Below are 21,256 nucleotides of genomic sequence, written 5' to 3'. Positions count from 1 at the left end.
ACCTTTGTTTGCAAGGTATTTGGGTATACTACATCACAACCTAGTAACAAAGATATAACCACACTATTAATGTGCTTTTTATTCTGCGGCGATTCGCTAGAATGTGAACACATTCGCAGTACAAGTATTTCGAGGACGTAATGGAAACGATCGACAAAATTAAGCAGCAAATCGAAGAGAACACGATTCTTCTTTACATGAAAGGTTCACCTAAGCTACCAAGCTGTGGTTTCTCTTCTCAAGCGGCTCAGGCATTGATGGGTTGTGGCGAAAAATTCGCTTATGTAGATATCCTACAAAATCCAGATATCCGTGCTGAACTTCCAAAATACGCACAATGGCCAACTTTCCCACAACTATGGGTTGAAGGTGAGCTAATTGGCGGCTGTGACATCATTATGGAGATGTTCCAGAAGGGTGAACTTCAGCCGATCATTAAAGAAGCTGCAGCGCGTAATGCTGAGGAAGGGGACGCTTAATTCCTTTAGGCTTTTAAGTATTCCGGCTACCGCCGCATCGCCAGCGAAAACATAAGTGAGGCGCAGCGAGCCAGTAGCTCCTCCCCTTAAAAGCGGGGCGCGTAGCCGGGAGGTTGGGAGGGGTGCTTTTGTTTTTTAACTTACTGAAACGCAAGTGAAAAACCTAAGAGCACCCCCTCTAACTCCCCCTTGTAAAGGGGGAGAATAGCAGGCTAGCGGCTACCGCCGCATCGCCAAAGAAAACACTCACCCAACACCCCTCAAGTCCATACCCTATTCGGGTGATACCACCGGCCCCCAATCACAACTTACTCTTCCAGCCATTTTCATTTCCCGCATCAATGCTACCGTTATAAGACAATAACGATAAATAAAGCACGAACCGAAAAGTGGTCTTATGTTTGCATCAAAAAAACAAGTACAACAACTCCAGCAGCAGTTGCAGTCTGAAACCGAACAGAAAGATGCCTTCGCTTGCCAACTGGCGCAATTGCAACAAGAGTTAGCTGACAAAGAGCAGCAGATACACAAATTAGAATCCCAGCTAGAGAAGCAAAAACAGCGCTCGCGACTGTTTTTAAGTAGTGTGACTTCACAGCTTGTTGGCGCCACAGCCAATATCGAGCAGGCTAATAATCAACTGATCAACCAAAGCGATCAATTGCAGGCCAATCTGGGTGTGTTTGATAGCACTCAACAGCAGTTGGAAGAGATGTATCAATCTTTGGATCAAGTGTCGCAATCGGCGATGGCGAGCAAAGAAACCGTCGCTGCGCTTCAAGTGCTTACTGGTGATATCACGCAATTTATTAGCATCATTCACCAGATCTCTGAACAAACTAACTTGCTTGCGCTTAATGCTGCTATTGAAGCGGCTCGAGCGGGTGAACATGGCCGCGGATTTGCCGTGGTTGCAGATGAAGTGCGCTCATTGGCGGGTAGAGCGAATGAAGCTGCCAGCGAGATCTCGGGTTTGGTCGAGCGAATTGAAAGCAGCACCAACAAAGCGGGTGAAAATATCGAACTCGTGTCGGCTCAGGTGGCGGATGCCTCTACGGGAGCCGCTGATATCGTAAGCGATACTCAATCGATTCTGTCGCTTTCTTCTGACACTGTTGATGTGATTTACACCACCACAGTGGACATTTATGCCTCAAGCGCCATCGCGCAATACACCAACATGTGGGCGACTGCGCATTCTAAACTGATTGGCGCTGACTTTGATGCATCACTGCTGACGTTAGGTGAACACGACACGATTTTTGGTCAAATGATTGCTGGCCATGAGGAAACACAGCAGTTGGCATCGGTTGGTGGTCCATTAGAGTACTTCCATATTAAGGCAACCGCGCTTCACGATGGGCTGAGAATGGTTGCCGATGGCAGTCATGATGTAGGTATTGTGGAGCAAATGGATATTGCGTATCGCGATTTAGTTTCTTACATCGCTCTAGCGCAGGATAAAGTGAAAGCGTCTTACGAACATAAATAACGCATGGAAAAAAGGGAGTGACGAATCACTCCCTGCCAACTGATGGTTTTTATTTAGTTAAAGACCGCTGTTAAGCCAACTCACCGGTCGCTTCGAATGTCTCGAGCTTATCCAGGTAAGGTCGCAGATCGCCAATATTGTTATTAATCCACTCGTGGTTGTAGTAAGTATCCAGATAGCGCTCGCCACTGTCACACAGTAGAGTCACAATTGATCCCGTTTCACCACGCTTTTTCATTTCACTCGCCAGTTGCAGTACGCCATAAAGGTTAGTACCAGTAGACGCGCCGACTTTACGACCTAAGGTTTTCTCTAGCCAATGAATCGTTGCAATACTTGCCGCATCCGGAATGGTGCGCATTTCGTCTACTACACCAGGGATAAAGCTTGGTTCAACACGTGGACGACCAATGCCTTCAATCTTGCTGCCACAGTCGCCAGTGATGTTGGCATTGCCTGTTTTGAAGTAGTCATGGAACACTGAGTTCTCAGGATCAACCACACACAGTTTGGTGTCGTGCTGCTGATAACGGATAAAGCGTCCAATGGTTGCAGACGTGCCACCTGTACCTGGGCTCATCACAATCCAGCTCGGTACCGGATGATCTTCCATCTTCATTTGGCTGAAAATAGAGTTAGCAATGTTGTTGTTACCACGCCAGTCAGTCGCACGCTCAGCATAAGTAAACTGGTCCATGTAGTGACCGTCTAACTCTTCAGCAAGTCGGCGTGACTCAGCATAGATTTGATCTGAACGATCAACCAGGTGTGCTTTACCACCGTAAAACTCAATTTGTTCGATCTTTTTGCGTGCAGTGCACTTTGGCATCACAGCAATAAATGGCAGCCCAAGTAGACGCGCAAAGTACGCTTCTGATACAGCGGTACTGCCAGAAGAAGATTCAATGACTGTTGTCTCAGGGCCAATCCAACCATTACAAATCGCGTACAGAAACAGGGAACGTGCTAAACGGTGTTTCAGTGAGCCCGTCGGATGTGTGCTCTCGTCTTTTAGATAAACATCAATCCCATCAATGCTAGGCAAATCCAGTTTGATTAGATGTGTGTCAGCTGAGCGTTGAAAGTCAGCTTCAAGTTTACGAACAGAGTTGTTAATCCATTGATGGTCAGTACACATGGCGGCGGTTTCCTGCTTCACGATTTCGATGATGATAATTTACCTACTAACTGGGAGAAAAACTTTGCTATATTTACTTTGTTTTCGCTAATTGGTAGAAAAATTTTCTACATTGGAGCTATTTTGGATATAGATAGTACAGATAAGAAGCTGTTGTCGCTGCTCCAGCAAGATGGCACGTTGTCATTGAACGATCTTGCTGAAGCCGTAAACCTCACGACAACGCCGTGCTGGAAGCGCCTCAAGAAGCTTGAAGAGAGTGGTGTGATTGATAAACGCGTCGCGCTTGTAGATCCTGAGAAACTGGGGTTGTCGTTTACCGCGTTCGTGCAAATAAAGACCACAAATCACTCTCATGAATGGTATCGAGCGTTTGTCGAAACGGTGTCATTGTTCCCAGAAGTAATGGAGTTCTACCGGATGGCGGGGGAGTATGACTATATGATGAAAGTATTGGTAAAAGACATGAAGTGCTTTGATGAGTTCTATAAGAAATTGGTCAACAGCATAGATGGATTGTCTAATGTCACATCAACCTTTGCGATGGAGCCATTGAAATACACGACGGCGCTGCCAATACGTTGATTCGCCAATACGTCACTTTGCCAATATATTGATTTGGTAATAGTTCTCAACTTAGACTCGGCAGCCTTGCCAGCTCTGAGTAATCACTCTATAACCTATAAACAGTTCTACCTATCAGTTGATAGTAGCGGCTCAAATATAGGTTGATTGGTAAAGACAAAGGAGTGTTTTTATGCTGCATCAGATGTTGGTCTCGGTGAAAAAACCGTTTATCAAAATGGTGCCTGTTCCCGAGCCTCAGTGTATAGTTGGTAATGGTAAAGTGCTTGATATAGCGAGCTATTGCCGTGATTTTTCTGTGACGAACCCCTTTATCGTTACAGACAGCGTCCTACGTGGCCTAGGATTGCTTGATGGTATGCTAGAAGCATTAAAGCACGCCGATATGCCCTTTACCGTGTTTGATGAAGTAAAGCCCGATCCTGACTACGCGACGGTTCGCGCTGGGGCAGAACGTTATCGTCATTCTGGCTGTGATGGGATTATAGCGTTTGGTGGTGGTTCTCCCATTGATTGCGCGAAAGCCATTGCAGCAAGTGTAAGAACCAAGAAAGATGTCGCAAAGCTTCCTGGCTTACTGAAAGTGCATCGCCCAATTATGCCGTTAATTGCCATCCCGACAACCTCAGGTACTGGCTCTGAAGGGACGGTTGCTGCGGTTGTCAGTGATATAGAGTCCAAGGCTAAACGCGCCATAACCGATCCATTTTTAGTTCCTAAGGCAGCTGTGCTTGATTCACAGATCATGCTAGGTCTTCCGCCGCAAATCACTGCAGAAACCGGTATCGACGCACTCACGCATGCGATTGAATCCTATCTAAGCCAATACGCCAACGCCAAAACCGAAACCTTGTCGCTAAACGCGATTACCGCGATTTTTGAATACTTGCCTCGGGCGTACCAAAATGGTCAAGACAGCGAAGCAAGAGAGAAAATGGCCGTGGCCAGTTTTGAAGCGGGTTTGGCGTTTACTCGCACCTACATCGGTTACGTCCATGCCATCGCCCATCAGCTTGGCGCGTTTTATCACGTGCCTCATGGTAGAGCGAATGCCATGGTGCTGCCACATGTTCTCAAGTTTATTGCACAAAGAGATAACCAGAGGCTGACAACGCTGGCGCATAGCCTCGGTTATAACAACAGTCAGGCGTTGATACAGGATGTCGAGCAGCTTTTGGATTTACTGAACATCCCAAAACACATTGCTGAGTTAAGAGCAGAGGACATCCCGGCGCTTGCCCAGCAAGCAATTAAAGAAGCCTTCGGAGAATATCCGGTTCCCGAAGAGATGAACGTTCACCAATGCCAACAATTATTAGCAGCGTTACTTGTTAAAGGAGCACAATAAATGAGTATGGTTACCCTAAATGAACAGCAAATGATGACGCGACTGCAAGAGCAGCAAGCTGCGTTTAAAGAAGCGCCGTTTATCAGTCGTGAGCTAAGAAGGGCGAACTTACTCAAGCTCGAAAAAGTATTGCGAGATAACCAAGAAGCCATTTGTGGGGCGATTGGCAAAGATTTTGGTCACCGCTCGTCAACCGAGACGGCGTTGCTCGAACTGTTTTCCTCCATTGAAGGTATCGTCGATTCTCGTAAGCAGCTTAAGAAGTGGATGCGTGACAAAAAACGTCATACCTCGATTTGGTTCTGGCCGGCAAAAAACAAAGTGGTTCCTCAGCCTCTGGGGGTCGTAGGGATCATAGTGCCATGGAATTACCCACTCTTTCTAGCGATTGGGCCAATGACGGCAGCGCTAGCTGCGGGCAACCGTGTGATGGTCAAAATGTCAGAAAATTCCCAGCACCTTTGCGAAACGCTAGCCAAAATCTTTTCGAGCGCGTTTACCCAAGATGAGATTTGCTTTATTGCTGAAACGGGCGGTACCGGACAAGCGTTCGCTAAGCTTCCTTTTGACCATCTGATTTTTACCGGCTCTGGTGGTACGGGGCGTAAGGTAATGGCTGCCGCCGCCGAAAACCTAACACCAGTGACTTTAGAGCTTGGCGGTAAATCGCCGACTATCATTGGTCCCGATTACGATGTTAAAAAAGCCATCAAACGGATTTTAGGGGGGAAAGTTTATAACGCAGGGCAAACGTGTGTCGCCCCCGACTATTTGTTGGTGCCAGAAGAAAAACTGAACCAGGTAGTGAAAGCCGCGAAATCGGTGATGAAAAGCCGCTTTAAAACCATCGACCATCCTGATTACACCGCAGTGATTGATACTGTCTCTTTTGACCGTTTACAGGAAACTCTAACGCTTGCAAAAGAGGGGCAGGGGGAGGTGATTAACCTTATCCCAGCGAGTGAGCCGGATCCTGAGACGCGCCGTTTTCCTCTTCATCTGGTTGTTTCACCAAGCACCGATGAAGCTGTGATGACGCGTGAAATCTTTGGACCGATATTACCGGTGATCACTTACAAGTCGATGGACGATGTTTATCACTTCATTGGAGAGCGTGATAGACCATTGGCACTGTACCTATTTTCTGATGACAAAGAGCTGCAACATGCAGTGATGGAAAACACCATGTCTGGCGCGTTGACCATTAATGAGGTGATGATGCATGTGGCTCAGCATGACTTGCCGTTCGGTGGTGTAGGACCAAGTGGGATGGGACATTATCACGGTAAAGAAGGGTTTGAGACCTTTTCAAAAATGCGCCCAGTGATGCAGCAAGGTAAGTGGGCGTCGACAGGTTTTTTGTATTCTCCGTATTCTGGGTTTGCAAGACGCGTTATTAACTATCTGATTAATCGAAAGTTTGGTAAATATCCAAATCCGAAACAGTAACGCGAATCACGGTAAACTAAAAAACGCGCCTTATCGATTTGATAAGGCGCGTTTTCGTTTTACTCGTTAAATCGAAGCACACCTTCTTGAATCGTCGAGGCAACCAGTTCACCTTTCTGGTTAAAGATCTCGCCTCGTACTAACCCACGGGAATTGCTCGCGTTAGGACTATCAATGGCATACAGCAACCACTCGTTAGTGTTCACTGGACGGTGGAACCACATGGAGTGGTCAATGGTTGCCATCTGGAATTTAGGCGCGAAGATAGAGACGCCGTGAGGGTGCAGAGCGGTAGTGAGGAAGCGCCAGTCAGAAGCGTAACCGAGCACATACTGGTGAATGAGCTCATTGTTTGGAACCTCACCGTTAGCACGGATCCAAAGATATTGCTTGGCTTCAATCTTCTCAGGTTTCAACGGGTTAACAACGTGTACCGGACGCACTTCTATCGCTTCTTCGCTGCAGAACACTTCACGGATTTGCTCTGGCAAGAAATCGGCAATGCGCATCGCCAGCTCTGATTCAGAAGCAAAGTTCTCAGGTCCTGCTACTTCTGGCATTGTGCTTTGGTGTTCAAAGCCTGGCGCCTCACAGTGATAGCTAGCCGTAAGATAGAAAATAGGGCGACCATTTTGAATCGCTTTTACGCGACGGGTACTAAAACTGCGGCCATCTCGAAGATTCTCAACATCGTAGATAATCGGTTTTAGCGGATCGCCCGGGTAAAGAAAGTAGCTGTGGAATGAGTGCACGGTGCGATCTTCTGCCACTGTATAGCGCGCAGCAGACAGTGCCTGACCAATGACTTGGCCGCCGTACACTTGAGGTAAGCCTAAGTGCTGGCTTTGACCTCGAAATAGCCCTTGCTCTAATTGTTCCAATTGCAACAGTTCGAGTAATTCAGTTAATGGTTTGCTCATAGATAGGTCTTTTTCTTGTACGTAATGGGCAAAGTGTGGATTTTACTGATGGATTCGTCAAGGGATACGGAGGTTTGTAGGAATAGAGTGGTTTTTTCCGCAAAATGACCGAGCTTGAGCGTCGCAACTGTAGAATTCTGTTATCTTTATTGCATAACGTAGCGATGTGTTTCTAATAAAACTATCGCTAACAGAGTTAATCGCCCCATCAAGTGAGGTTTCATGAAACTAATAAAATTTGGCGCATTGGCGCTTATCCTTGGCCTAGCTGGCTGCCAAACTGCACCTCAATCAAACCCGCAAACGGAAGTCGAAAAACCAACCTCTGCGGAGCAAGAAACTACTGTCTCAGAGCAAGAAACAATGGCATCAGTAAAAGGCACCATCGCTTACCGAGAAAGAATTGCGCTACCGGCTGATGCTGTTGTAACGGTGAAACTTCAAGACGTATCGCTACAAGATGTGGCGGCGAAAGTGATCAGTGAGCAAACCTTCACAACGGATGGTGCGCAAGTGCCGTTCGATTTTGAATTAAGCTACGACACTCAAGAGATCAATCCAAAGCATACCTACAGTGTGAGCGCACGTATCGAAGTGGAAGGTAAGCTGCGTTTCATCTCTGACACCTCTTACCCGGTTATTACCGATGCGAATAGCACTGAGCAAGTGAACTTGTTGCTGGTGGGTGTGAGATAATGAACATGCGTTGGCAGTCTTAGGGCTGCCAACCAAATTCTTTTAAGCGCACTCGCCCCTTCACTGAAAACTCCACGCCTTCTTCCATTAATATCGATCTCTGTCTCAAAAACGAATCTCCCTTTAGAGAGATTTCTCCCTTGCCGTTGATGACACGGTACCAAGGTAAGCGGCTACCTTCAGGCAAGCTACCAAGCGCCTTGCCAACATGCCTTGCGTAGCCCGGATAGCCCGCCATTTTTGCAATCTGACCGTAAGTTGCTACTTTCCCAAATGGAATTTGGTGAATTACTGCAAAGATTTGCGCCTTGAATTGATCCATACTGAAACTGTCCCAGATTTATTTGCCATGGAAAGGTATGAGGGGGGAGCTATGGTATTTTCGGTGTTTCAATTCGTAATCACAAGTGTGCTGGCGATGATTTGTGCTAGAACCATTGGTGTTACTGAAGGGGATATCCCCGTCCTTGCGGTGATGATTCCTGCTCTATGGTTACTGCCTCAAGGCGGTGTCGCTGGTCTAATGCTGCTCGCATCTATGATTGTTTATGGCCTCACGCTTCCACTGCAATCTATTGCGATGTCAGTGGCGGTGTGGATATTACTCCCGGTCTTTATGGTTGCGTTCTCTAAGCGCAGTAATGTTTGGGTAGTCAGTATTGTTGGGCTTATCGTCCTCACTCTGAATGTCGGTATTATGCTGACGCAGTCAGCAGGCAAACTAGGCGGAACTCCGATGGTGACACTTGTACAGGGGTTCTCGGTTTTTGTTGCTTGGTTCGCGGCGAGAAACTGGAAGGGCTCAACGGAACACAGCTGGTGGTCACTGCTCCTAATCTTACCCATGTGGGCTGCGGGTTTGCCTTATGCGGCATTAATCTCGCTATGTATGACGGGTATGCTCGCATCAATGGAAAGCCTAGGCAGGCTAAAAACCTTTAAGTGGAATAAGCTACTTTGCTGGACGCTACCAACGGTTGGTTTCGCGGCGATAGTTGTGGTTCCAACGATTGATGTTCCTAAACCTGTCTTCGTTGTTTGGCTGTGTCTGCTTGGCACTGCGTGGATGACTGACTACATCATCAACATTGATGAAGAGCACCAAGGGACATAATCGTGTTAAGCAAGGGACATCGATGGGGATAACCTGCGCTCAGCAGCTTCACAAACGAAGCAATGTTGGGCGCTTTGTTTAATCTGTAAGCACTTAACAGATAAAGCAAACAGTTTTGCTCGCAAGCCCTTGCAATCATCGCCCCGATACCAGATAATCCTCCCACGCTTTGCAGCAGTGAACCTTCACAGCGCAACAGCAACAAAATCTATGGAGGCCCTGGTCCTCCCGCAACAATAGCTCGTGAACTCGGTCAGGTCCGGAAGGAAGCAGCCGCAGCGAGTGACTTGTGTGCCGGGATGTGGCTGGGGCTTCCACCCTTCTACTGCTTTATCCTTACTTATCAAGTAATTACCCTACAAATATAGCTCAGAAAGCGATTGGTACTAAATAGTGGTACTAAGCATGCGCTATCTAACTCAACGTTCTTCTTCAGGTATCTGGTACTTCCGTTATCAAATTCCCGCTCGATTTCGATCTTTTTTTCCATATGGGCGTGAAATCAAGAAATCGCTATCCACTCGTTCACTCACTACTGCTAAATTGAGAGCATCTAGATTGCAGCAGGGTCTGTGGGAGAAAATCGAAGTGTTAGAAAGGCATGGCGAGCAGAATGAAAACCTTAGTAACTTCTATTCAATAATGGCAAAGATTTGTCCAATAGAAGAGACGCATGTATGGGGGTTCTCGGATGATAACAAGCAGAAAATCATCACCAAGCTCACAAACTGCTTAGAAACGCTAGAAGCTAATCCCTATCTTGTACGTGCCCAAAAATCCCGTATCTCTTTACGAGAAGAGGATACCTGCGAGTTTACCCCATCGATTGATCTAATTGAGTCCCTATGGGAGCGCAATCAAACTCCTTTACAGGCTGCCAACTCATATCTAAAAACTATCGCTCATAGACCTAATGCTGATGAGCCACACCTTTACGAGGAAATTCGGAACGTCGCTATCGCTTTATATCGTTTTGTACGAGATTTTCAGTGCAGTCTTGACGCGTTGAATGTGGTGAAAGCACGAGCCATTCTAGAACAAGTGAAAGAGTATGAGTGGCACGATTATAGGCAAACTAGCATTGATACAACCGCCGATGATTATTGGCTAAATGACCCAGAGCCAGAGCCGCAGCAACAGTCCGGACTGTCTTTAGTGAATGAGCCTATAGCAAAGCCTATAGTGGATATTGAAGAGGTTTTGAAAGGCTATGAGCAGGAGCTAATAAACAATAAGAAATCACAAAAGCACATCAAAGCCATAATGAGATCTTGTCGGTTAGCTCATGATATTCTGGAGTCTCATGATATGGCCAGCGTTAGCCGAGACGATGCAAACCGAGTCCTTGCACAGCTTAAACTATTCCCTAAAAACGCAAACAATGGGCAGCAGAGAGCGCATTTTCTTGGGTTGAGCGCTAATGAAATTATTGAGAAAAATGAGTCGCTTAAGTTTGATGTTCGCAAACCAGATCAATCACTAGTCGATATGGGGAACGTATCGACGGTGTATCGATGGGCTATTCGCCACAACAAAATCTCATACAATCCATTTGAAGGGCTAGGAGGGAGCAAGTCTAACTCAAACGGAAGAAGACTTGGCAATACAAATAGCCAAAAACAGAAAAAATTACCGTTCACGAAAGTAGATCTCAAAAAGATCTTTTCACATCCGGTATATACACAAGGAAAAATTGGGCGAAATACCCGTGAGAACATACGGCTAAACTACCAGTATTGGGTCGCCTTAATAGAGCTAACTATTGGTGCACGACCTAACGAGATATGTCAATTGAGGGTCGAAGACGTTAAACCCCACGAAGGCATCCTCTGCTTTTGGATACAAGAAGATGATGAGGATCAAAGCGTTAAGAATTTGAATGCGGTTCGTTATGTCCCTGTTCCTGATGTGTTGCTAAAGCTCGGCTTCCAGTCTTATTTAGATTCTGTGAGTGATGAAAGAATGCTGTTCCCAGATCTTACTTATACAAAAAAAGCGGGCTACTACGGTAAAGTGGAAAGCTGGTTTACTCGTAACTTTACCGAACCAATGAAGCTTACAGACCAGAAAAAGTCGTTTTACAGTATGAGACATTCATTTATTGGATTCTTTCAAGAACGTAGAGAAAATTGCCTTGTCCTGAGAAGACTCGTTGGTCATGAAAACGACACCATTACCGATAATGTTTATGGTGGTGATGTACCAATCAAGTTACTAAAAGAGAAGATCGACCAATATGACGTGAGTGAGATTTTGGAGGGTGTATTGCCGTTCAAGGTATCAAACTACTAGCTAATACATTTAAATGCCTCCTCGTGCCTTGGAAGGGCAGAGGAGGTGGGTGTTGGATGGCTAATCGAGTAAGAGTCTCTTCTAAATTACCTTTGGACAGAAATGAGCTACAGCTTTCGCTAAATTAGCATTTAACGAATAATCTGAGGTATTGCATATCCATTTATCGATTGGCCCAAATAACTCATTCACTACACTTCAACCCAATACCTCTGGCACAACTATGATAATGAGGCAGCAGAGTTGTGGGCAAACCATTTAGGAAGGTTGTTTTGAATCCTTTTTAGGCTTAATAGCACGTCCGTTGAGTAGATTCCCTGATGTGGTATCTACCTGTTGCCAATCCCCTAACAATACATCAAAACCTGCAGCAGCGATTTCTTCCCCGATGATTTCTAGGTATTCTTCATCGGGCTCAAAGTCGGCCAAGGCAAATATCTCTCGACCCATTTCACTGACTAAGAATACACTGACAATCAGTTTTTTGTTAGCATCTTCGTGCTGTATAACTAATCCTTTAGTATTGTTAGGGGTAAACGCTCTTATGTACTTTTTAGCATCTACGCTCCCAAAAGTTGAGTTAAGACCGACGGAGTCCACGCCAGAGATTACCCCCAATTCTTGAAGGTACAGTAGATTATTAAAGTGAAAGCCTTTCCCTTCGAGAAACTGATCCACTTTAGTAGTCGAGTGCCTTGTTAATCCTCGCACGACTCGATTGTCAACTATGAATCCGCCGAGCTTACTAATTAGTTCAGCTTCACGTTTAGACAGACACTTCAGCAAGTCGAGTGTGCGAAGGGAGTATGATCCCGGAGTGGTTACCTCTCCTGCTAGAACCTTAGCCCACAGGGATTGTAAGTAGTCATTGCTAACTTTCTCTGCATTGTCACGCCAGCGAGTAAACCAGTCAGGATCTACTGGTTCGTCATTAGCTTCATAGTTACCCGACTCAATCTCTTGTTCAGCAAGCAACACTGTTTTGGTGAGGTTTACTTCTTCTTGCATCGCCTGAATCTGTTTGCGACTCTGAACTTGCTTGTCCAGATTTTCTAAGTTCAGATATGGCTCAACCCTATTACCTTGTTGAACTTCAACCAACTGCTGAGCGCCCGCTTCCGGTGCTACAGCAATAAGCTTACGCTCTTCCGTGTACTGCAGCTTGCCTGCTTTGATGTCCGCTATCTGTTGCTCAGTTTGTGCGATCATTAGCATCTCATCACGCTGGGCATCAACTTTAGCTTCACCGACTCGCCTTATCTGCTTTGGTGAGAATGCCCCCCCGATACCATCAGCAACCAACTCCCCTAGCTTCGTTAACGCTTTCTCGTACGGCCAAGCCATGTAAACCCCTCCTCACCAACTATCTGATTGCTAAATACTTTAACATGGTTTGTGGAAAGAGGAAGTGTTTGAATGTAATCGTAACCGTAACCCCTAAGAACACTCCGAGTGGATGATGGTCAGATAAGAAAAATTTGTGCAAAGTTATCAATGGCGTGCTGACTGGCTTGAGAGGTTAAATTGGAAAGGGGCAAAGGTGTGTTACGCGCCCCGTGAACACACCCTTGAGCAGTTCAACGTTGAATTCGGGTCTTTGTTAATCCACGAACAGCTTTCCCACGCTCTTCACAAAACCGCGACGAAGTCGCTACTGGTAAGATGCTTCGTATCGACGATTTTGGCTTGATAGCACCTAGTTCCTTAGATCCTAACCAAGATCTATAAAAGAGATTAATAGAGGTGTGATAGGCCACGTATGGCAAGTGTTTAGAACCTTATTAGTGGCAGATAAAAGGAAATGAGTGGCAAATTAAAAGTTTTTTTTGGCACTAAGTGGTACGTTATCGACACCAAATTTGGGAATTTTTCTCCAAAGCACTTGAATGGTTAATTTTCAAAGTCTAATCTTCCTAGAAAATTAACGTATGAATAAAAATAAACCACAAACTCTAGCACTCCAGAGTCAGTCTGATATTGAGTCAGAACTAAGCTGTAAGCTTGAAGCTATCCCAGAGCCGTGTCGATGGGGAGGTAAAGTAGTAAAATTGAAACACGCGCTGCTCTATGCAGAATACTCTCTAGGGCTTGTTGAAACCCGTCTTCTATACTATTTGATGAGTTGCTTCGATGTAAGTGATGTGTTCGATAAGAAGCATGGTCAACTTCCAAATGATGCAGAAATCATTCATGATTTTAAGCTTGGAAAGATTGAAGGCCGCTCAATGATACTGCCTATGTCCACGATTTTGAGCGATTTATGTCAAGGTAGTAAAAGCACTGAACCCCTTAAAAAAGCTGCGAAACGACTAGTGGGAAAGAAGATCAACATTTTTCCAAAAGATGGTTCGAGATATGAAATTACGCCTATCGAAAGCGCGTTCTTATACAAGTGCCAAGATCGAAAACTCCTCTGTTTAGGCGTGGTGTTCAGCCCTGAGTTTATGCCCTTCGTAATCGGTACTAGCGGATACTGTAAACTCCAAATGGATAAGATTTTGCAATTCAAGTCCCCCTTGGCGATTCGATATTATCATTGGGTGGTAAACAACTTACAAAAGCAGGGTAATGCAGATAGTCTTATTCCAGTCACCATTGAAACGCTAAAATCTCGGCTTGCCGTATCCGATAAGCAGTATCAGAAGCATTTTTTCATTCGATGTGTCTCCGAGCCTTTAACCGAAGTGGCTGAAAAAGCGAAGTTAAGTATTCGATTGGAAAAGTATTTCAATAGACAGAAGCGGGGTAAACCTCTTCAAAGAATCGCAATTAAAGCAAGCTTTAGTGATAAACCTGTTCTATTTACTGTAGATAAAAGACACTAGCCACCAGCTATATAATATTCCTAGTCAAGTTATCTTGTGTGAAAAATATTATATTCCGTGCTATGTCGTGAAACTAGCGAGTGAAGTACGTTCATTTTATGATTAAGTGGTTAATTTCATTCTTTGTGTCCATATTTAGAATTGATTAAACTTCAATTAAAAATATGGAATATTTGAAAAGCAAGCGTGCAAATATCGAATTAGAAATTGCACGTATCTTAGGTAGTGATACTGAAAGTATAAAAAAAGTGTTTTCTTTGCGAGGAGAACTTGGCGCGGTAAATTGTGAGCTGCATTGGATGGAGTCCTCAATGCGACGTGCTTATATGCTTGAGATGTTAGAACAGCGGCTGGCTAGCGATAGAGCATTGCGATTGACTGTGCAAAGGTTACAACATGAGTTTCGTACTAGGCAACTTAAAGAACTACAGGAATCACGTGAATCGCTGTGGATCTATTATCTGATAATTATTGAGATGAAGATCTTGGAGACACAATACCACAACACCTCAGTTCGAAGTCTTGAGCCAAAACCTAAAGACAGCCTATAAATCTCACTATGCGTGCAGAACGAAGCTGTCTAGGACTAGAAGAATAAAAAAACACAAATATAAGAACATAATGAATAAATATTTAAGAATAGAATCAGAAAAACATGAAGACTATTGCGGAGCGTGCGGTGTATGCGAAGACGAGCAATTAATTATCGTAGATACGACAACTAAGATTTTTGAAGATGCGCTTGGGGTAGAGCACAAGATTGAAGATGTCGTCGAAACTTGCACCAATTGTGGTTGGTCGAGAGACTATAGCCAATAAGTGTTAAACCTCCATTCGGAGGTTTTTTTAGCTCCGCAGGACTCACATAATTATCAAGGTACGCCGTAATTGTGTAGTGAGTATACACAATCTACGATTGTTGTCGGCGGTATACACATTTGGAAAATGCGTACACAATTTGTACACTTCTATTAAAGAAGTGTACAAATGGGAACAACTATCCTCCGTATGGAGAAGATCAAGTCATTGGCGAACATTCGCCAATCTGGAGCGCATCAGTTCCGCCATCATAAAAATACCCCAAACGCAGATCCGGCTAAAAAATCGAAAAATCATACCTTCGTTGGTAGCGGTAATTTGGTCTCGGATGTGAAGGCTCGGTTAGAGACTCTTACAACGAAACCGCGTCGAAACGCTGTACTTGCGATGGATGGTTTGATTGCACTATCGCCAGAACTACTGAAAGACAATAGTGTTATCAATACATGGGCGAACAGAACAAGGGATTGGCTTAAAGACCGCTTTGGTCGTAATTTAGTGAGTGCCGTTGTTCATTTGGATGAGTCCAGCCCCCACATGCACTACACAGTTGTGCCGCTTGAGGAAAAAAATGATGGGCGGAGAGTGCTAAATGCTCGCGATCTGTTTGATAAGTGGGCGCTTGCGGATATGCAGCGTAGTTACAATCAAGCAATGCAGCGACATATTCCTGATGTCCAGCCACCCAAACATGGTGCTAAAGCTCAGCACACCAAAATCAAACACTTTTACGCAGAGTTAGACGCCATGGCGGATAGTCTGCATCAGAGTATGCTCGATGCTAAACAAGAGCTAATGACGGAGGCTAAAACCACCATAATGGATCGATTGATGCCATTGATTGAACGACAGTTTGAGGATGTAGAGCAACGCCTTGGTAACCCTATTCCTGAAGAGATACGTCTAGAGCTAATGGCAGAACACAAAGAAAAAGCACTGGGCTTGATTGGTTTTGCTTTTGAGGACAGTAAGACAGCGAAATGCTGGGATGACAAATTACTGAAAAAGGTTAAGGAGAAAAGGGAGTCGTGGTCATCCCCTAAGGGGGCTAACCGACCGCCTAATTATTGAACTAAGAGCATTACTACGCTACTGTAATAGCATTCGTAAGTTGGTACTAAACACTGGTACTAACTGGCTGTTATCAACACAGACCATCTCTTTCAAAGCCTTATGTAACAAGGGTTTATAGGTTTGGTAACAGGAAGGGGCTGGGGCTTCCACCCATCTAGCGTTTAGTAATTTGTAATCAACGAGTTATAACGCACCACACCTTTCAAATAGCATAGAAAACGCGACTGGTACTGAGCTATGCGCTATCTCACTCAATCTAGTCATCATTCTTGGACTTTCCGTTTCCAATTTCCTCGGCGTGTTCGTGACTATTTTTATGGTCAATTTGAATATAAGTATTCGTTGGGTAAAGTGACGCCAAGAGAGGCTCGTTCGAAAGCTCTAGAGCTTGAAAAACGGCTTATTGACGTCATTTGGAGGGTAGAAGACGCGATAGATCGACAGTTGTCTTGTGAAGGAAAAGAGCTTGTCACTTGCCAACTGGTCGCCAGAATGAAAGTGGATATGTTCCTAGCTTTAGACGCATACAAAAGGGTTTCAGCTTCACCAAAGCTTCGAGGCGCACTGCGAAGGTTGATGTCAGATAAGGACAAGCAGACCCTCTCCTTAACCGCATCTAGAGACCTACAATGCATCCACAAGCTGTATCCTAGCGCCACATCACCAGATACAAGAGCCCAGCAAATGTGAGCACTGATTTACGACGAATGTTTGACCTGTCAGGAGTCCTTTAAGAATAAAGTGAAAAAGACGCTTGTTCGTCACTATAAATTAATGCTGGAAGCTCGTAACAGTTTGGAATATTTCGACTTTTCACGATTTTCGAGAGTACTGAAAGCGCTAAGGCAAAACGCTGCCGAGAGTTCAACAGAAGTTGCTCCGGATGAATGTTTCGAGGAGTTTGAGCAACATCCCCCCTTAAAAAACATTGCAGTTGATATCCCTGCCGACATAGCTTCTTCGAAAGCGCATGAAAGAGAAAGTAACACTGCTACGGTGAGCGCGAGTGAGGTGGATATACGGTGGTATTGCGAACAATACCAGACGCACCGAAACAACAAATTAGGGGTAAGAAAGAATAGTGAAGGTGTGGCGCTAGAAGCGCAGAAAACGATTGAGATGTGCCTTCTTGTTCATGAGCTTATTGGGGTTCACGATATTACCCAAATCAACGTCACCCATGCAGATCATGCGCTCTCACAACTACGACAGTTTCCTAAAGTTTCCAACTCTAAAACTAACAAGAAACGCTTTCATGCTTTTCCAAAGCACCAATGGGTTAAAATCAATCAATGTGCCGGACTTGAGGTGATTTCAGAATCGACAGTGGGCAGATACATTGAGAAAACCTCAACGATCTACAGTTGGATACGAGACAATTTTCCTGTCCAGTCTATCAATCCCTTCTGTGGTCTGGCATCAAAAAGCGGTGGATCGGTGCTAGATGAAGAGGACAATGTTGCATCGTTTAGCAAAAACGACCTTGTAAAAATATTCAGCCAACCCATTTTCACCGAACATAAAATCAAACGACATTACACCAAGCGGATTCCCAAATATTCACAATACTGGATGCCTCTAATCGCGCTTCTCAGCGGAATGAGACCTAACGAGATTGCGCAGCTCAAACGGAAAGATTGTGTTCTTAGAGATGGCATACTGTTCTTCCAGCTATCAAATCAAGATGAAGACCAATCTCTAAAGAACAAACGCGCACGACGAGCAGTACCAGTGCACAGTAAACTGATCGAGTTGGGTTTTGAGCGATTCATTGAACCACTTGCTTCTGAAGAGCGGCTGTTCTCCGAGCTGTCCTACAGTAAAAAGGAAGGTTATTACAAATCGTTTGGGGAGTGGTTCAAGAGATATTTTTCTGACTACATTGATTTAGCGAGAGAAGGGAAGCGGTTTTACAGCTTCCGCCATACGTTTATCGATCAGTTCAAGCAGCGTGGCTCCATTGCAGCGGTACCCGCTTCGATTGTTGGTCATAAGAATGGAAACATCACTTACGATACCTATGGTAGTAAAGCGGATTTGGCTACTTTGAGGAACTACATTGAGACGGTGAAATTTGATGAAGTCCTTAAAAAGGTGAAGCCTTTGATGTAGGGCGGCCAATATATCTCTGGAGATAGAATTATAAGTGGAACACCCTGATGCTCACACCGGTCTTGCGGACTCAACAGCTCATTTTTGGACAGAAATCACTTAGGGTCGATACTCTAAATTACTCTCAACTCTTTACTTTATGTATTCTGAACCGAGTAATACGTCACCTCTTGAAAATCAACAATGAATAAAGACTCAAAAGGCAAAGTTTACCCCTTGCCTCTAGTTTGTTTTAGCCGAATACCACCCATCGGCCAACACCTCAGCCTGCTCTAACACAAGCTTAATAGCCTCTTCAGCCGCCTCAGGTGGGTACTTCCAAAGGAGGTGTTAAAGCTGGTTATGACTGTCATTTTTGGATAGTCAAGCTAGCAAAGGTGCAGGCTTTTAAACAACAAGGTAACGTTAAGCAAACACCATATTCAGCGTTTTCCACTGTTTGAACAGCTTCGTATCTATCCAATGTCTATGCAAGTCGTAATTAAAATTATGGGTAAATCAAAGCCGCTGCGGTGGCAGCGGCTTAGTGATGATGAAAGTCTGACTTGTACTTAGATTAACGGGATACTGTTGTCACTCGTTACGCCCTTAAAGGAGTCGTTTAGGAACTTTACGTTGGTAAAGCCTTTCTTACTCAGCATGGTGTAGCCTAAAGAAGCTCTTGCCCCTGCGGCGCAATGCAGAATGACAGGACTGTCTTTCGGTATCTTAGCGAGGTGTTGATCAAGCTCTGCCAATGGAATGTTGATGGAGCCTTTGATACGTCCTTTTGCGACTTCATCAGGGTTACGCACATCAATGATTATTGCGCTGCCTTTTGTTGCAGCGTTTACAAATTCTTGCTCTTCAACCGCCCCTTTAACAGGCTTTTTAACATAAACAAGCTCAGTACTTATGTTGCCTGATTCTGTTGGTAACTTGGCCGCGGCCCATTGCTCCATGCCTCCATTGAGTATGGTGACATTCTTAAACTTCCAGAAGCTGAGAATTTCATAAGCTTCAATGGCTTCATCGGCATAGTGAGTGTCTGCGACGATAATGATCGGCGCTTTTTTATCGCGCAGTTCAAAGATAGTGCGTTTTGCCACGGGGAGTTTGTCTTGGTTCCACTTATCGTGCATTTCTAGCAATTGGGATGTCAGAATATGGACAGCACCCTTAACATAGCTGCTCGGCTTGTCACGAACGTCTAAGATGACATGATGCTCATTAAGGTTGTTCTTAACCCAGTCAGCATTGATATGCGCTGGATAAACCTCGCCTTTCCATGCTGGGAACCCCTCAACATAAGCTTTGACATTGGTATAGCCCTTTTCAGTCGCAATTTTAAGGGCTTTAGGGCTGAGCGGACAGGTCACGCCGCCACAGTAAAAGACAATCAGAGCATCTTTGTCTTTGGGTAACCAATCTAGGTTGTCTGCAAGTTTGTTAGCAGGTGTAGGGTGAGAGGTTGGAATATGACTCGCATTGTAGATGTTTTCTGGTCGCGCATCACCGATGAATACTGGCGTACCTTCATCGAGTAGATCGGCCAAAGTATCAGTGTCGATAATTTGATCGTCAGGCAGCTTGACCAAAACACGCTTAAGTATACTGGCATAGCCGTTTTCATCGACTTCTGCTTTAAACTTGGTATTGACGGTGAAATCTTTGAACGACTCCGCATCCTCAAGAACCGTATTTTCGTCATACTTGATAACACTGACTTTTTTGGTTTTGGGATTGACGTACTGAATGACTTTCGACATGTGTATTGCCGACTGAACTTTGCCGACAACTTGCTCAGCGGCTGCGGAAAAGGGCAGTGCGACAATTAACGCTGCAACGATAGCTGTTTTGTGAAACATATTGGCCTCCAATGCCGCTACACCAGTTTGCGGAGTAGCTTACTGTTGCGATGATTAAATCTCTAGCTAAAACGGGTAACAGACCTTAGTCGCAGGCTGCAAGCTCGCCGCTGTCCGCTGCGTATTTCATAGCGAAATCCTTAATGTCGGGAGCAATCGCTTGGAACTCTTTGCTGGCAAGATAGTCGGCCGCCTCAGGATGCTTCTTACTAAATTTTTTAATAAATCGGCTGGCGTCTTTTTTAAAGAAACGCTTCCACTCAACTTTTAGGTGCTGAGACGCAAACTCCTGACCGTTATAACCAAAAAGAGGTTTGAGGTGTTCTAGGTAGGCTTGTTGACCTTTCTCTGCATCGGCCATAACACCAAAGGACATGGATGCAACCAATAAACCCATTATCACTTTTCTCATACTCTGTTCCTTGTTCAATTTAATTCGATGATGTTGAGATCTATTTCTCTTTAATCTTCTCTTTGCCTGTCAGCATCGCTTTTAGATGGGAAGAAACCGTCTCGCCTAATGTAATCAGATAGAGGTGGACGACGAGAAATGCGATCACGGTATAGGCACATAGAGTGTGTATGGCGGCAACAATACCGATATGTTCGATGATGCCGGCAGCTCTAAGCTCCGGATAAAAGAAGAACGCTAGCCCGGTTAGGATTTGCGTCGGAATGACCACAAAGACAACCCCCAAATAAGCAAGTCGCTGCAAAGGATTAAACTTGTCTTGAGGCGTCATATGGTGTGGGTGGGCTTCACCAACAAATACGCCGTAGAGATAAAAGCGCAGGACGCCATCAATGCCCTTCATATCCGGCACGTACTGCTTCCAGTCACCAGTGGTCAAGATCCAAGTAAAGATCAAGACCACCAGAGCGGTCCATATAAAGCCGCCAATGTGGTGTAGGTGGGAGCTTTGTTCAAAACCAAACAAGCCAATCATATCGTGCAGCTCAAGACCTGTGACAATGAGCATCAGCACCAAAAGTGCTTGTCCCCAGTGCCAGAATCGTTCAAATCGTTTGAATATAACAACTGTTTTACTCATCATAAGTTCCCGTA

The 21,256-nt window shown here is 45.0% G+C and carries 19 protein-coding genes and 1 other RNA gene; 13 read left to right on the top strand and 7 right to left on the bottom strand.

The window, feature by feature from the left end:
- Nucleotides 1–140 precede the first annotated feature (140 nt).
- Together L4C42_RS14205 and L4C42_RS14200 are read left to right on the top strand one after the other, a co-directional pair.
- A complete protein-coding gene (locus L4C42_RS14205; RefSeq protein WP_353498206.1) occupies nt 141–479 on the top strand; it encodes a Grx4 family monothiol glutaredoxin in 339 nt (112 codons plus the stop codon).
- A gap of 748 nt (nt 480–1,227) precedes the next feature.
- A complete protein-coding gene (locus tag L4C42_RS14200; protein WP_429760994.1) occupies nt 1,228–1,971 on the top strand; it encodes a methyl-accepting chemotaxis protein in 744 nt (247 codons plus the stop codon).
- A 70-nt stretch (nt 1,972–2,041) separates the two neighbouring features.
- On the opposite strand, the gene L4C42_RS14195 is transcribed toward L4C42_RS14200, so the two are convergent.
- Nucleotides 2,042–3,109: a PLP-dependent cysteine synthase family protein gene (locus tag L4C42_RS14195; protein WP_418641627.1), complete on the bottom strand. Its 1,068-nt coding sequence runs from the start codon at nt 3,107–3,109 to the stop codon at nt 2,042–2,044.
- 123 nt (nt 3,110–3,232) lie between these two features.
- Here L4C42_RS14195 and L4C42_RS14190 point away from each other — a divergent pair, with 123 nt between their 5' ends.
- The 3 genes from L4C42_RS14190 to L4C42_RS14180 all read left to right on the top strand — a co-directional run bounded on the left by L4C42_RS14190 (nt 3,233) and on the right by L4C42_RS14180 (nt 6,491).
- Nucleotides 3,233–3,694, top strand: a complete 462-nt coding sequence (locus tag L4C42_RS14190) for an Lrp/AsnC family transcriptional regulator (protein ID WP_353498209.1) — start codon at nt 3,233–3,235, stop codon at nt 3,692–3,694.
- 172 nt (nt 3,695–3,866) lie between these two features.
- The gene (locus L4C42_RS14185; protein ID WP_429760938.1) at nt 3,867–5,042 is read left to right on the top strand and encodes an iron-containing alcohol dehydrogenase; all 1,176 of its coding nucleotides are present in this window, start codon (nt 3,867–3,869) and stop codon (nt 5,040–5,042) included.
- Nucleotides 5,043–6,491, top strand: a complete 1,449-nt coding sequence (locus L4C42_RS14180; RefSeq protein ID WP_353498211.1) for a coniferyl aldehyde dehydrogenase — start codon at nt 5,043–5,045, stop codon at nt 6,489–6,491.
- Nucleotides 6,492–6,550: 59 nt separating this feature from the next.
- Here the strand turns inward: L4C42_RS14180 and tesB are convergent, their stop codons facing one another.
- Nucleotides 6,551–7,411, bottom strand: a complete 861-nt coding sequence (gene tesB, locus L4C42_RS14175; protein ID WP_353498212.1) for an acyl-CoA thioesterase II — start codon at nt 7,409–7,411, stop codon at nt 6,551–6,553.
- A gap of 222 nt (nt 7,412–7,633) precedes the next feature.
- Here tesB and L4C42_RS14170 point away from each other — a divergent pair, with 222 nt between their 5' ends.
- A complete protein-coding gene (locus L4C42_RS14170; protein WP_353498213.1) occupies nt 7,634–8,107 on the top strand; it encodes a YbaY family lipoprotein in 474 nt (157 codons plus the stop codon).
- Between the two features lie 19 nt (nt 8,108–8,126).
- On the opposite strand, the gene L4C42_RS14165 is transcribed toward L4C42_RS14170, so the two are convergent.
- Nucleotides 8,127–8,429 (bottom strand): MGMT family protein, encoded by a 303-nt coding sequence (locus L4C42_RS14165; protein WP_353498214.1) that lies wholly within the window; start codon nt 8,427–8,429, stop codon nt 8,127–8,129.
- Nucleotides 8,430–8,480: 51 nt separating this feature from the next.
- On the opposite strand from L4C42_RS14165, the gene L4C42_RS14160 reads away from it, so the two are divergent.
- The 3 genes from L4C42_RS14160 (at nt 8,481) to L4C42_RS14150 (ending at nt 11,513) form a co-directional block, all read left to right on the top strand.
- Nucleotides 8,481–9,221, top strand: a complete 741-nt coding sequence (locus tag L4C42_RS14160) for a VP0952 family biofilm-associated protein (RefSeq protein ID WP_353498215.1) — start codon at nt 8,481–8,483, stop codon at nt 9,219–9,221.
- 217 nt (nt 9,222–9,438) lie between these two features.
- Nucleotides 9,439–9,535: signal recognition particle sRNA small type (gene ffs / locus L4C42_RS14155), an RNA gene on the top strand.
- Nucleotides 9,536–9,626: 91 nt separating this feature from the next.
- Nucleotides 9,627–11,513: a DUF6538 domain-containing protein gene (locus L4C42_RS14150; protein ID WP_429760934.1), complete on the top strand. Its 1,887-nt coding sequence runs from the start codon at nt 9,627–9,629 to the stop codon at nt 11,511–11,513.
- A 258-nt stretch (nt 11,514–11,771) separates the two neighbouring features.
- Here L4C42_RS14150 and L4C42_RS14145 read toward each other — a convergent pair whose 3' ends face one another.
- Nucleotides 11,772–12,857, bottom strand: a complete 1,086-nt coding sequence (locus L4C42_RS14145) for a DUF2806 domain-containing protein (protein ID WP_429760932.1) — start codon at nt 12,855–12,857, stop codon at nt 11,772–11,774.
- 584 nt (nt 12,858–13,441) lie between these two features.
- Between L4C42_RS14145 and L4C42_RS14140 the strand changes: the two genes are divergently transcribed.
- The 4 genes from L4C42_RS14140 to L4C42_RS14125 all read left to right on the top strand — a co-directional run bounded on the left by L4C42_RS14140 (nt 13,442) and on the right by L4C42_RS14125 (nt 18,343).
- Nucleotides 13,442–14,338, top strand: a complete 897-nt coding sequence (locus L4C42_RS14140) for a RepB family plasmid replication initiator protein (RefSeq protein ID WP_429760930.1) — start codon at nt 13,442–13,444, stop codon at nt 14,336–14,338.
- 987 nt (nt 14,339–15,325) lie between these two features.
- A complete protein-coding gene (mobV, locus tag L4C42_RS14135; protein ID WP_429760928.1) occupies nt 15,326–16,228 on the top strand; it encodes a MobV family relaxase in 903 nt (300 codons plus the stop codon).
- 240 nt (nt 16,229–16,468) lie between these two features.
- On the top strand, nt 16,469–16,921 hold the full coding sequence (locus L4C42_RS14130; RefSeq protein WP_429760926.1) for a hypothetical protein: 453 nt from the start codon (nt 16,469–16,471) through the stop codon (nt 16,919–16,921).
- A gap of 51 nt (nt 16,922–16,972) precedes the next feature.
- A complete protein-coding gene (locus tag L4C42_RS14125) occupies nt 16,973–18,343 on the top strand; it encodes a site-specific integrase (protein WP_429760924.1) in 1,371 nt (456 codons plus the stop codon).
- A gap of 551 nt (nt 18,344–18,894) precedes the next feature.
- Here L4C42_RS14125 and L4C42_RS14120 read toward each other — a convergent pair.
- From L4C42_RS14120 to L4C42_RS14110, 3 genes are all read right to left on the bottom strand, one after another.
- Nucleotides 18,895–20,190, bottom strand: a complete 1,296-nt coding sequence (locus L4C42_RS14120; RefSeq protein ID WP_429760922.1) for a rhodanese-like domain-containing protein — start codon at nt 20,188–20,190, stop codon at nt 18,895–18,897.
- An 85-nt stretch (nt 20,191–20,275) separates the two neighbouring features.
- A complete protein-coding gene (locus L4C42_RS14115; protein WP_429760920.1) occupies nt 20,276–20,602 on the bottom strand; it encodes a hypothetical protein in 327 nt (108 codons plus the stop codon).
- A 40-nt stretch (nt 20,603–20,642) separates the two neighbouring features.
- On the bottom strand, nt 20,643–21,242 hold the full coding sequence (locus L4C42_RS14110) for a cytochrome b/b6 domain-containing protein (protein WP_429760918.1): 600 nt from the start codon (nt 21,240–21,242) through the stop codon (nt 20,643–20,645).
- Nucleotides 21,243–21,256: the final 14 nt, after the last annotated feature.

Origin of the sequence: Vibrio wakamikoensis (assembly GCF_050337275.1) — a bacterium.
Lineage (GTDB): Bacteria > Pseudomonadota > Gammaproteobacteria > Enterobacterales > Vibrionaceae > Vibrio > Vibrio chaetopteri.
Note: the sequence above shows the minus strand (reverse complement) of the source record. Positions and strands in the feature narration are given on the sequence as shown.